Origin of the sequence: Micromonospora sp. NPDC047467, assembly GCF_040643095.1 — a bacterium.
Taxonomy (GTDB): domain Bacteria; phylum Actinomycetota; class Actinomycetes; order Mycobacteriales; family Micromonosporaceae; genus Micromonospora.
The window spans coordinates 1-12,272 of sequence record NZ_JBEYTO010000001.1 but is presented as its reverse complement, the minus strand read 5'-3'; the positions used below and the strand labels follow the sequence as shown (position 1 = coordinate 12,272).

Here is a 12,272-nt window from a genome sequence, read left to right as displayed (position 1 = left end):
TGAACCACATAGAGGGCGCGCCCCTCCGAGCCGACCACCGGCACGGAGGGGCGTACCCATTTGGGCTGCTCACGGCCCGACGGCCGGGCTTGGGGGGCGCGTGCCCGCCCGGGGCCTCGCGGCCGGTCCGGACGGAACGCGAACCAAATGTGGGGTTGTTTCGGATACGCCCGCGAGGCGAGGAACATTCTCATACGGTGGTTTTGGGAGCTACAACCGATTTGTAGCAGGGGACGTCCGCTTTGAGGGTGGCGACCCTGTCTGGTACGAGGAGAGGGCAGAGAGCTCCGATGTCCAACTACCTAACGAACAACGAAGCCTCCGGGCAGGCGACGGCCAAGCGCCGCCGCAAGCTCTGGCTCGCCGGTGGCGTGGCCGGTTTGACGGGCGTGATCAGTCTCGCGGCGGTGGGCGTCGCGGGCAGCGCCGGTGCGGTCAGCGGCCTGAGCTGGAACACCGCGCAGGTCAGCAGGGATGGCAGCGACCAGGGCGGCGACCACGGGCGCGACTGGGACAAGGACCGGGACAAGGACAAGGGCAAGGACCGGGACAAGGACCACGAGCGTGGGAAGGAGGTGCCCTGCGACACCGACAAGCTGATCCAGGCGATCGTCTTCGCCAACAGCAGGCACGGCGGTGTGCTGGAGCTGGCCAAGGGCTGCACCTACAACCTGACCCGCAACGACTACGAGGGCAACGGCCTTCCGGTGATCACCGAGCGGATCACGCTGAAGGGCGAGCACACCTCGATCGTCCGCGACGCCACGGCCGACTACTTCCGGATCCTCAACGTCGGCAGCGGTGGGCACCTCACCATCAAGGGCCTGACCATCAAGGGCGGCCAGACCCTCGAACGGTACGAGACCCTCGAGCCGGCCGCCGTCTGGGCGTCCTACTCGGACTCCGAGGCCATCGCGGCGCAGGTGAAGGCCGGCGTACCGCTGGAGCAGGCGCTCACCGCGCGGCAGGCCAACCCGAAGGCGGGCCTGAAGGCGGCCCCGAAGGCCGCTCCCAAGGCCGCGCCGAAGACTCAGGCGGGTGTCGTCACGCCGCTCGTCGAGGAGCCGGGCGACACCGACGGCGCCGGCATCCTGGTCCAGCCGGGCGGCACCGCCGAGATCCTCGAGTCCGAGGTCGTCCTCAACCAGTCCGGCGGCAACGGCGGTGGTGTGGCCAACTTCGGCACCACGAAGATCTGGCACAGCACCGTGGCCCGTAACACCGCCTTCTTCTTCGGCGGCGGTGTCTTCAACGCCGGCGTGCTCAAGGTCGAGGAGTCGAAGGTCAAGGACAACACCGCCATCATCGGTGGTGGCGGCATCTCGAACGGTGCCGCGCGTATCTTCGCCGACGACATCGACGGTGGAACGGTCGAGCTGAAGAAGGCCGAGATCAGCGACAACGAGACGCTGGGCTTCGGCGGCGGCCTCCTCGACATCGAGGGCAACACCACCGCGTACGAGACGAAGTTCGTCTCGAACGCCGCGCTCCTCGCCGGCGGTGGTCTGGCAGCGGCGGACAGCCAGCTGAACCTGCACGGGGTCACCGTGGAGAAGAACAGCACCGCTGGCGTCGGTGGTGGCCTGGCCATCGCCTTCGACAGCGCGGTCACCGTCGAGCGCAGCGCCATCAAGGACAACACCGCCGGGTTCTTCGGCGGCGGGGTCTTCAACGTCGGCAGCGTCACCACCCTGCGCGACAGCGAGGTCGTCGGCAACCAGGCCAAGGGCCTGATCGGGGTCGGCGGCGGCATCTTCAACATCTTCGGCGAGGTCAACCTGTCGAAGACGAAGGTCGCGCACAACTTCTCCACCTTCGCTCCGGGCGGTGTCTTCAGCTTCTTCGGCGAGGTGAACGTGGACAACAAGTCCGCGATCACCGCGAACCGTCCGACGAACTGCCTGGCCATCCCGGGCGGCACCATCGAGAACTGCTTCGCCTGATCACCCTCCGGTGACCACAGCACGACGGGTCGGCCCCCTTCCGCACCACGCGGAAGGGGGCCGATCCGCGTCACTTCTGGACGAACACCGCCACGCTGCGCGCCGGCACGGTGAAGGTGCCGGCCGCCCGGTCGAACGACGCCGTACGCAGCACCGGGTCGGCCGAGGTCACCAGCACCGGGTGCAGCGCCACGTTCGCACCGCGCAGACCGGTCACGGTCTGCTTCGCCGTCTCCGGGGTGCTGTTGAAGACCACGGTCACCGACTTCCACGCCCCACCCAGGCCACGGGCGTCCAGGGTCATGGTCAGCACACCCGGCGTCTCCGTCTCGCCGGAGAGCGGGAACGCCACCCGTTGCTGCACCTGCTCGGCCGTCCGCAGACCGAACACCGGCGACGACGCCCGGACGCGCAGCAGCTCGGCGTACCGGGCGTCGGTGGTGTTCATCGCCGCGCAGTCCGGCACCAGCGCCGGATCCGCCAGCAGCGGCTTCGCGTACGACCACTTGTCCTCGTTGTCCTGCGCCGGTGGCAGGCCGGCGCCGAACCCGTTGCCCCGCTCGCAGCCCCAGCGGATCTGGTTGAACCAGTCACCGGAGTTGTACGAGTTGCGGTCCAGCGACTTCGACCGCAGCCGCTCGGTGCCGGTGGTGACGAACCCGGTGCCCTGGCTCAGCACCACCGTGCCCAGCGCCAGCACCTGCATCCGGGAGCGGTCCACCGCGCTGGTGGCCTGCGGCAGCTTGTACGCCAGCGCGTCGTACAGGATCTCGTTGTCGTGCGCGTCGACGTAGGTGACGGCCTCCCCCGGCGCGGCGGTGTAACCGGCCGGCGAGCCGTTGTAGTCCACCTGCGCGCCGGTGACCGTGCGTCCGGTCGAGTCGGTGAACCGGTATCCGCGTAGGTTGCCGGTGAGACCCACCTTGATGAGGTCGTGGGCGTGCAGCAGGCGGGCCTTCTGCTCGGCCGCCGATCCGTTGACGGGGTCGCCGTTGGGGTCGGTGTAGAGCCCTGACGCGAAGCCCTGCGCACGAGGGTTGGCGTCGAACGGCCCGCCGCCGCGCACCGCGTCCCGCAGCCGGTCGTTGAAGGTGCCGATGCCGGTGCCGGCCATGTTGGCCTGGGTGGCCTGCACGAACCGGGCGTCGTCGGCGACCTCGCCGAAGTTCCAGCCCTCGCCGTAGAGCATGATCGCCTTGCCGTCCACCCCGTCGCGGGCGACGGTCAGCCGGTCCAGCGCCGCGCGGGCGGCCAGGATGTTCGCCTTCGGGTGGTGACCCATCAGGTCGAACCGGAAACCGTCCACCTTGTACTGCTTGGCCCAGGTGACCAGCGAGTCGACCACCAGCTTGCCCATCATGGCGTGCTCGGGCGCGGTGTTGGCGCAGCAGGTGGAGTTGGCCACCGTGCCGTCCTCCAGCAGCCGCTGGTAGTAGCCGGGCACGATCTGGTCCAGCACCGACTTGTCGTCAGCCCCGGCCGCCGAGGTGTGGTTGTAGACCACGTCCATGACCACCCGCAGGCCGGCATCGTTCACCCCGGCCACCATGCGACGGAACTCGGTGGTCCGGGCCGCGCCGGCCGGATCGACGGCGTACCCGCCCTCCGGCACGGTGTAGTGCAGCGGGTCGTAGCCCCAGTTGTAGCCGTCGGACGCGGCGACCGCCGCCACGCACGTCTGCTGCTGGGCGGAGTCCGGTGGCAGCGCCGCCAGGTCACAGGCCGGCTGACGCTGGTCGGCCCGCTTCTCGGGGATGGTCGCGAAGTCGAACGCCGGCAGCAGGTGCAGGTGGGTGACCCCGGCGTCGCCCAGCGCCCGCAGGTGGGTCATGCCGGCGGTCTTCGGGTCGGTGAAGGCGAGGAAGGTGCCCCGCCGCTGCGCCGGCACGGTCTCGTCGGCGATCGAGAAGTCCCGCACCGACAGCTCCGAGATCTGCGCCCGCGACGCCGGCACGGCGGCCGGCTTGCGCAACGTCCGCCAGCCCGCCGGTGCCAGCGCCGGGTCGCTCAGGTCGACCAGCTGGCTGTGGGTGGAATCCGCGGCGAGGGCCACCGAGTACGGGTCGGTCACCGACGCGGTGACCATCCGCTGCGCCGCCGGCTGCCACGCCTGCACCTGGTAGCGGTAGTACTTCCCCGTCCAGGCCTGGCTGCCGCGCGCCGACCAGACGCCCGTGCGGTCGTCGCGGCGCATCGGCACCGTCGTCGGCTGCGCGGTGGGCGAGTCGAACAGTTGCAGCGCCACGGTCCGCGCGGTCGGCGCCCACAGCGCGAGGCTCGGCGTCCGGCCCGCGAAGGTCGGCCCGAGGGTGGCGCCGGTGGCGCCGGCGTACACGTCGTCGAGCACACCGGGGATCTGCACGCCGGTCGCCGCGAGGAGGGCACCCTCCGCGTCGCGCTCGGTGACCAGCACCTGCCCACGCAGCGCCGCCGGCACCTTGGCCAGGTCCGCCCGGTCCAGCGTGAAGCTGCGGTACGACCACAGGTGCGGGAACGCCGCGCGCTGGGCCTCGGTGAGCCCGTTGCGCTGCGCCCGCAACGGCAGCGTGGTGTACGTCCCGGTCAGCTCCCCCTCGACGACGCTCACCCCGCCGGCGGGCGCGGCCACCAGCGCGTACGTCCTGCCGTCGGTGGGCGGGGTCTGCCAGACGATGGTGGACCGGTCGATCCAGTGCGCCTTCTGCTTGCTGATGTCGGTGTCCCCGCCCACGCTGGTCGCGGTCGTCGGCAGCAGCCGGCCCGGGGTGGCGGCGAGCAGCCACACCTCCCGGCCCGCGCTGGCGAAGTCGAGCCGCTGGTCGTCGGGCAGGTCCTTGGTGTCGCCCCGGTGGATGATGTAGTTCAGCCCGGTGGCCCCGGCCGCCAGCGGCACCCGGAACACCGCGCCGAACGCGTCGGTCGAGGTCGGCGCGAGCGGGGTGGACCAGTCGGTCGGATTGGCCGCGCCGTCCCACAGGTGCAGGCCCCAGCCGGCGTAGTTGCCGTCGGCCCGCCGGTAGTGGATCACCGCGGTGCCCTCCTCGACCGGCGGGTCGGGTTGCCCGGTGGCCGCCTGCCGACTCGGGTAGATCGCCGGGTCACCCTGCTTGAGCCACACCTCCCCGGTCTGGGTGACATCGATCGTGCGGTCCTGGGCGACGTCCTTCGTGCCGTCGGAGTCGACCACCACGAAGCCCACCGACGTCGCGCCCGGCTTGAGCTTCACCCAGGCGAACCGGCCGTAGGAGTCCTCCCCGGCGAACGGCTGTCCCTTCGGCCACTCGGTGACGTACGCCGGGTCGATGTCACCCCACGCGTACAGCGCCCAGTCGTCGTAGCCCCCGGCGGGGCGCTGGTAGTGCACCACCGCCCACTCCCGGGACCCACCCTGCTCGGGGGTGCCCACGATGGCGGTGGACCGGGCGGTGGCGGTGCGGCCCCGGCCGTCGCGGACCACCGCCTTGTACTCGACCCGGGTGCCGCCAGCCAGGCCGGTCAGGTCGTGGTGCACGGTGTACGGCGCGTGGCTGGCGCTGCCCAGCAGCGTCCACCGGCCGCCCGCGACCCGGGCCGCGACGGTGACGGTCGCGAGCGGGTCGCCGGTCACCGTGGCGGTGACCGCGGCCCGGGTGGCCACCGGCGCGGCGGGGGCCGGCGTGGTGATGGTGACGGTCGGCTTGCCGGTCGGCTGCGCGACGGGCGTGCCGGCCCGGTACGCCACCGCCGACAGCGGCGGCACGGTCACGCTCACCTTGCCGTCGCCGCCGGCCCGTACGGTGCCCGAGCCGCCGTAGATGCCAGTGAACGTCGCGCCGGCCGACCAGGTGTCCACGGTGACAGTCTGCGCGGAGTCGGCGTTGTTCACCGCCACGATGTACTCGGTACGGTCGGCCGGGGTGATCCGGGAGGCGGCGAACACACCGGGGCCGTCGGCGGCGTACCGGGTGACCTGGATGCCGTCGCGCAGGGCGGGGTGAGCCTTGCGTAGCCGGCCCAGCTCGGCGATGGTCCGGTACAGCGGGTGGCCGGTGTCGAACTGGTCGCTGGCGTGGGTGCGGTCGGTGCCGAGCAGGTCGTCGTCGAGATAGTCGGGGACCATCGATGCGAACATGTCCTGCCGGGCGTCCTTGTCCCCGCCGGGGCCGGTGAAGCCCTGCTCGTCACCGGAGTAGATCACCGGCTGGCCGCGGGTGAGGAACATCAACTGGTGGGCGAGTTGGTCGCGGCGCAGATGGGTCGCCGGGTCGGTGCCACCGCCGGCGATGAACGAGCCGATCCGGCCCATGTCGTGGTTGCCGAGGAACGTGGTCGACCGGCGGGCGTCGGTGTCCCGGGCGGCGTAGAGGTCGTCGCGGGCGTACACGTCGGCCAGCGCCTTCGCCGAACCGGCGCCGGCGGTGTACCCCCGCGCGGCCTCCTGGAAGGCGAAGTCGAGGGTCGCCGGCAGGCCACCCTGCCGGACATAGCTGGAGCTGATCTGCGGGTCGGCGCTGTAGACCTCGCCGAACATGAAGAAGTCCTTCTTGCCGGCCTTCTCGGCGGCCCGCTGGATGCCCTGGCTGAACTGCGGCCAGAAGTCCATGTTGACGTGCTTGACGGTGTCCAACCGGAACCCGTCGACACCTGTCGCGCCGATCCAGTCCCCGTACGCCTTGGTCAGACCCCGGACCACCTCGGGCCGCTCGGTCCACAGATCGTCGAGGCCGAAGAAGTCGCCGTACTCGCTGTTCTCCCCGGCGAAGGTCGAGTCACCACGGTTGTGGTACATCGTGACGTCGTTCAGCCAGGCCGGCACCTTGACCCTGGCGTCCCCCGGCTCGTCGAACGTCGGCGTGTACGGGAACGACTCCCGGTTCACCGACGGGAAGGCGCGGCTGCCGTCGGCGTAGTTGCGGTCCTCGAAGGCCCGCCCCTGCGCGTCGGTGTACGGCGAGGTGGCCTTGTCGACGTAGGCGTACCTGTCCTCGGCGTACTTGATGACGTCAGCGGTGTGGTTGACGATCACATCGAGGTAGACCTTGATGCCGCGCTGGTGGGCGAGCTTGACCAGCCGCTTCATCTCCTCCATGGTGCCGAAGTGCGGGTCCACCTGGGTGAAGTCGGTGATCCAGTAGCCGTGGTAGCCGGCCGAGATGTCGTCGCCTCTGCCCTGCACGGGCCGGTTCTTGAAGATCGGGGCGAGCCAGATCGCGGTGGTGCCCATCCCCTGGATGTAGTCCAGCTTGTCGATGACGCCCTTGAGGTCACCGCCGTGGTAGAAGCCCTTGTCGGTCGGGTCGAGGCCGGTGCGCAGCCGGTCGCCGGTGAGGCCACCCCGGTCGTTGCGCCGGTCCCCGTTGGCGAACCGGTCCGGCAGGACGAAGTAGAACTGCTCGGCACGCGCGGTGTTGTCGCCCGCCTTCAGCAGCGCCTCGGCGGTGGGCTCGGCGCGCCACTGGGCGGTGCCGCCGACGGCGAGGGAGGCGTCACCGGAGGGCCGGGGGGCCGCGGCGGCGGGATGCGCGGCGACCGGAGTGCCGACGAGCGTCAGGGTGAGCAGGCAGGTGAGGGCGAGCAGGGCGGTACGCGGAAGCGGCGGGGGTTTCATCGACGGCCTTCCTTTGGTCGTGATTGGCCGCACGCTAACCCTTGCCGAAACAATCTGCAATAGATTGCAAACAAAGTCGTAACCGAGCAACGTCCTTGCGGAAGCACCACGCAGCGACCGGGCCGCCCACCGGCGACCGTCCGATCAGAAACCGCCGCAGCGCACCCCGTCGACCGTGCAGCCGCGCGGCGTGGTCGGCGCCCACTCCAGGTGGAACCGCAACGGCACCGACCTGCCGGCCGGCACGGACACCCCACTGGTGTACGTGAAGCCGCCGTCGAACTGCCGCACCCTCCCCTGTGGCGCGCCCTCCACCCAACTGGTCACCAGTCGCCCCCCGCCGAAGTGGATCCGCACCGTCCAGCCCCGGTCCACCCGCGACGCGTTGACGATCAACACCTCGCCGATGAAGCCCCCGTCGAACCTCTGCACGACCCGGTAACGCCCACTCACCGCCGGCTGCTGCTGCGGTGGTGGCGGGGGTGGCGGTGGCGCCTGTTGCGGCGCCCGGGTCGGCGGCCGAGCCGACGTCGGCACCACCACCGGCTCGACTCGCGGCGACGGCGACACGACCGGGGCGCTCGGCGGCAACCCGGTCGCCCGCGGCGACAGCCCGGGAATCACGGGCGACGACGACCTCGACAACGGCGGTGTCTGCGTCGAGTCGGTCGGCGCACCCGGCACCTGCGGCAACGGCAACGTGGCCGGCGGCGCCCCGTCGTCCATCGGACTCTGCCCCCGGTACGCGCCCAGGGCCACGATGAGCAGCACCACCATCACGACAAGGCCCGCGCACGCCACGATCCAGGGCGACGACGCGATGGCCACCGGACCGCGCGACGGTCGTGGGGCGCGACGCATGCCGGACATGTACCTCCCTCAGCGAGCCGTCCGGGAAGCGTAGCGATCGATGGCCCGGCCCGAAAGCGCCAGCGCTCACCCCCGCACGGGCGCCCGGTCAGCCCAACCGGCAGGCGACCCCGTTGACCGTGCAGCGGACCGGCTGCTGCGTCGACCCGCCCCAGCCCAGACGCAGGCGCAACGTGCTGGTGTCACCCGGACCGAGCGACGCCCCGCCACTGAGGACGTACTCCCCGTCACCCCGCGCCGACACCGAAACCCCCGGGGCGCCACTGACCCGCAAGCCCCGCGCGCCATCGGCGAACGTCAACTCCACCCGCCAGTCCGCCGGCCGATCCGACTCGTTCCGGACCGACAGCACCGCCTCCGCCGCGATCGGGCCGCCCGTACCGACCTGATACCGGGCGGTGACAGCCCCCTTCGCCGGTGCCACCGCCGAGGCGCTCGTGGCCGGACGCGGCGACCCAGTGGTGGCCCGCGGCGACGGCGTCCGCGTGCTGCGCGACGGCTGCGGCGACGCCGTACGCCGTTGCACCGCGGCCGGCGTCGGCGACACCCCCGACGACGCCGCAGCGGGCACCGTCGGCAGGAACACCGGCGGCGCGGCCTGCGGCGCGCCCTCCCGCTCCCGACTCCGGAACGACAACAGCGCGATGACCAACAGCACCACCAGCGCACAGACACCGAGCAGCACCACGACCCACGGCACCGACACCAGCACCCGCGCCGTTCGCGAACCCCCCGCACCGTCCGGCCGCACCGCCATCAGGTCTCCCCTCGTCCCACCGACGCGCCAGCGTAGCCAGCGCCGACCGGACCGGAAACCGGGCGGGCACGGATCGGGCCGACCGGCCCACCCCGATCGGAAAACGGCGCGACGCGGCGGACGGTCGTCGCTCAGGCCGCCCGGATGACCGTGCAGATGAGCGGACCCTCAGCCGCCGTACGCAACAGATAGCGGTACCGCTCCCCCGGCACCGAATGCCCCCGGCTGTCCAGGAACTCCCACTCCACCGACACCAGGGTCAACGACGCCGACACCGGCTGCACGTCCTCGATCCGAGCGTGGGCGGCGATCAGCTCACGATCCTGGTAATCGGGTGCGGCGCCCACGAAGGACAGCGCGACCGCCGCCAGCGAGGTGAACGAGAAGCTGTACGTGTCGGCCACCACCAACCCGGGCAGGGCGTAACAACCGCCGAGGGCCGGCAGGTCACCGGAGGTCAACGCGACGCCGTACCGGTCGAAGAAGCCGGTCAGGGTGTCGAGATCGGTAGAGGCCTTCACGGCGACAGCAATTGCCCCCCGCCGGGTGGGCCAAACCTCAGCGCGCCGGAACCCGGACCTCGATCTCCGCACCCAGCCGCGCGCCGGCGGCCAGACCCAGGTCGTCCCCACTCCAGAACCGCCCCGGGTCGTACCAGTTCGGACGCCGGCCAGCGGGCAGCAGACCCATCGCCTCGTACGTCACCGCCACCACCTCGGCGCAGTACGCCGTCTCCAGCGCCCGATCCCGGGCCGCCGCGGCGCTCGCTGGGTTCGCATCTGACTCCGGGGTGGACGACTTGGCTGGCCTGGCCAGGATGGCCCGGGACGCGAACTCGGACACCGCCCGACCTGGGTGGGGCAGCGCCGGCACCCGGCCACGCACCCACCGCCAGGCCAACTGGGCCGTCGACGGGAACGGCGTGCCGTCCAACCGCGCGATGGTACGCAGCACCGCCCGCTCCATCTCCCCGTCCGCCGGGGGGTCGAGCTGCCGTAACCAGGCCCGCTGGCCGTACCGGTTGGCCCAGACGCAGACCGCGTCCCGCAGATCGTGCAACTGCACACCGCGCTGGTGGCCGCCCGACCACAGGTCCGGCAGTGACCGACCCAGCTCCGCGTGCCACATCAGCGGCGGCATGTCGTCCAGCACCACCGCCATGCCGACGTGGTTGACCGGGCTGTTCGTGGTGAACTGAATTGCCCGGTCCGGCACGCTGCGACCCCGGAACACCCACACGTCTCCGGTGCGGGTCAACTCGACGGCCTCGTCCAGGCTGATGCTCATGGGGGTCTAGCCTAGGCCGATGCGGCAACGAATGCGGTGGTGGAAGGTCCTCGGGCTCGCCGGTCTCGCCGGGGTCGCGGCCTCCGGCGTGGTCATCGCGCGAGCCGAGCGTCGGCGGCGCGCGTACACCCCGGAGGAGATCCGGCAGCGGCTGCTGGAGCGACACGCGCAGGCCAGCGACGCGGGGAAGCCCGTCGACCCCGCCTGAGGCTCCCCTGTGGACCGGCAGCGGGGCCATCCGGCCGGCGGATGATCGATACCCTCGGGGCATGACGACGCCCGTCGCCCAGCGACCCTTCGTCCTGTCCACCCCCGCCGCGCCGGTCGAACGGCACGGCAACGTCGACCTGCACCTGCCCACCGGTGACGGCCCGGCACCCGCAGTGGTGGTGGTGCACGGCGCCCCACTCCCGCCGGGCGTGCCCGACCCCCGCGACTGGCTGCTCTACCGCGGCTACGGCGCGCTGCTCGCCGAGAGCGGCGTGGTCACCGCGCTGCTCAGCTACCAGGTGACCGAACTGTCGGCGCTACCCGCCACGGCCGACGACATCGCCACGATGGTCGAGCAGGTCCGCGCCGACCCACGGGTCGACCCCGACCGGGTGGTGCTCTGGTTCTTCTCCGGGGGCGGCCTGCTGGCGTCCGACTGGCTGCGCGACGCCCCGTCCTGGCTGCGCGGGATCGCGCTGACCTACCCGCTGCTCATCCCCTTCCCCGACTGGGAGATCGACTCGCGGTTCCTGCCCGTCGACGCGCTCGACGCCGGGTCGACCGTCCCACTGGTGCTGACCCGGGCCGGGCGGGACATTCCGGTGGTGCTGGCGGGCATCGACGCGTTCCTCACCGCGGCCACCACCCACGGCCGCCCGGTCCAGGTCATCGACGTACCGGACGGCCAGCACAGCTTCGACATCCTCGACCACTCCCCGCAGTCCGAGGCGGCCGTCCTGGCAGCACGGGACGCGGTCCTGGCTCTCCTCGCCAACAACTGACCCACCTGTCCGGCGAGTCCGCGACGCGCGGTCCGCCCGCGGTGCGTCCGCCGTGCGAGGGTCCCGATCGGGGCCACCGACAGGCCCTCGCCAGGTGCGCGAGGTGCGCGACCCGCCGTACGGCACCAATCCGACAGCGAGCGCTTGATCGACTCCATGTCGCGGATGTGGGGGTGTCGGAGCGCTGGGATACCGCGATATCGGCGATACGGAGTCGATCATCGCCCGGCGCCGGGTTCGGCGGGCCGGTTTGTCGGGTTTGGGGGTCGGGGTCCCGTGGTCGGTGGCACGCTGGCGGCGGAATGATGGGCCGGGCCGGGTGGTTGTACAGGGGGTAACCACGACAGTCGCGGCCCCGGCCCGACCGCGTTGGCCGCCCGGGAACATCCACCCGACCGGCCCGGTTACATCCCCCGGACCACCCGAGCAGCCTCCCCAGGCCGCTTGGTGAGATCCCCCGGAGCGCGGTGGAATGAGTCGCCGGCCCCGACGGTTACATCTCCCTGGACCACCCGAGCAGGCCCCCCGGGCCGCCGGTGAGATCCCCCCGAACTCCCCCCTTGCACCGCAGCGCACCAGCCCCCGCTGGTGTCGCGGACCCCCGAATCGCAGAGGAGCACGCCACCATGCGTACCGATCTGATTCGTAAGACCGCCCTGACCGCTGCCGGCCTCGCCTTCACCGGCGGCGCCATCGCCGGCCCCGTCACCGCCGCCTACGCCGCCTCCGACGCCAAGCCCACCACCCAGACCCAGGGCAAGGGCGAGCGTCAACTCGACGTCCGCTACGAAGCCCAGCCGAACTTCTACTACTGCGGCCCCGCCGCCGCCCGCAACGCCCTGTCCGTACAGGGCAAG

Annotated in this window: 8 protein-coding genes and 1 pseudogene; 4 read left to right on the top strand and 5 right to left on the bottom strand. The window is 71.7% G+C overall.

Features of this window, described 5'->3' with window-relative positions; genetic code table 11:
* Positions 1 to 290 precede the first annotated feature (290 nt).
* On the top strand, positions 291 to 1,943 hold the full coding sequence (locus tag ABZ780_RS00045) for a hypothetical protein (protein ID WP_357482546.1): 1,653 nt from the start codon (positions 291 to 293) through the stop codon (positions 1,941 to 1,943).
* Between the two features lie 70 nt (positions 1,944 to 2,013).
* Here the strand turns inward: ABZ780_RS00045 and pulA are convergent, their stop codons facing one another.
* From pulA to ABZ780_RS00020, 5 genes are all read right to left on the bottom strand, one after another.
* The gene (gene pulA, locus ABZ780_RS00040) at positions 2,014 to 7,509 is read right to left on the bottom strand and encodes a pullulanase-type alpha-1,6-glucosidase (RefSeq protein WP_357482544.1); all 5,496 of its coding nucleotides are present in this window, start codon (positions 7,507 to 7,509) and stop codon (positions 2,014 to 2,016) included.
* A 144-nt stretch (positions 7,510 to 7,653) separates the two neighbouring features.
* Positions 7,654 to 8,379, bottom strand: coding sequence for a cellulose-binding protein (locus ABZ780_RS00035; protein WP_357482541.1), 726 nt, complete (start codon positions 8,377 to 8,379; stop codon positions 7,654 to 7,656).
* A gap of 88 nt (positions 8,380 to 8,467) precedes the next feature.
* Positions 8,468 to 9,136: a hypothetical protein gene (locus tag ABZ780_RS00030; protein WP_357012441.1), complete on the bottom strand. Its 669-nt coding sequence runs from the start codon at positions 9,134 to 9,136 to the stop codon at positions 8,468 to 8,470.
* A gap of 131 nt (positions 9,137 to 9,267) precedes the next feature.
* Positions 9,268 to 9,657 (bottom strand): hypothetical protein, encoded by a 390-nt coding sequence (locus tag ABZ780_RS00025; RefSeq protein WP_357012440.1) that lies wholly within the window; start codon positions 9,655 to 9,657, stop codon positions 9,268 to 9,270.
* A 37-nt stretch (positions 9,658 to 9,694) separates the two neighbouring features.
* Positions 9,695 to 10,423, bottom strand: a complete 729-nt coding sequence (locus ABZ780_RS00020) for a hypothetical protein (RefSeq protein ID WP_357012438.1) — start codon at positions 10,421 to 10,423, stop codon at positions 9,695 to 9,697.
* Between the two features lie 19 nt (positions 10,424 to 10,442).
* On the opposite strand from ABZ780_RS00020, the gene ABZ780_RS00015 reads away from it, so the two are divergent.
* The 3 genes and pseudogenes from ABZ780_RS00015 to ABZ780_RS00005 all read left to right on the top strand — a co-directional run.
* On the top strand, positions 10,443 to 10,631 hold the full coding sequence (locus ABZ780_RS00015) for a hypothetical protein (RefSeq protein WP_053652542.1): 189 nt from the start codon (positions 10,443 to 10,445) through the stop codon (positions 10,629 to 10,631).
* A 61-nt stretch (positions 10,632 to 10,692) separates the two neighbouring features.
* Positions 10,693 to 11,415, top strand: coding sequence for a hypothetical protein (locus tag ABZ780_RS00010; RefSeq protein ID WP_357012437.1), 723 nt, complete (start codon positions 10,693 to 10,695; stop codon positions 11,413 to 11,415).
* A gap of 626 nt (positions 11,416 to 12,041) precedes the next feature.
* Positions 12,042 to 12,272: pseudogene (locus ABZ780_RS00005) on the top strand (phytochelatin synthase); the annotation flags it as partial.

Bases quoted from the DNA above. Each gene is read 5' to 3' on its own strand.
- ABZ780_RS00010 (WP_357012437.1), top strand. From the start codon at position 10,693: ATGACGACGCCCGTCGCCCAGCGACCCTTCGTCCTGTCCACCCCCGCC.
- ABZ780_RS00015 (WP_053652542.1), top strand. From the start codon at position 10,443: ATGCGGCAACGAATGCGGTGGTGGAAGGTCCTCGGGCTCGCCGGTCTC.
- ABZ780_RS00035 (WP_357482541.1), bottom strand. From the start codon at position 8,379: ATGTCCGGCATGCGTCGCGCCCCACGACCGTCGCGCGGTCCGGTGGCC.
- ABZ780_RS00020 (WP_357012438.1), bottom strand. From the start codon at position 10,423: ATGAGCATCAGCCTGGACGAGGCCGTCGAGTTGACCCGCACCGGAGAC.
- ABZ780_RS00045 (WP_357482546.1), top strand. From the start codon at position 291: ATGTCCAACTACCTAACGAACAACGAAGCCTCCGGGCAGGCGACGGCC.
- ABZ780_RS00030 (WP_357012441.1), bottom strand. From the start codon at position 9,136: ATGGCGGTGCGGCCGGACGGTGCGGGGGGTTCGCGAACGGCGCGGGTG.
- pulA (WP_357482544.1), bottom strand. From the start codon at position 7,509: ATGAAACCCCCGCCGCTTCCGCGTACCGCCCTGCTCGCCCTCACCTGC.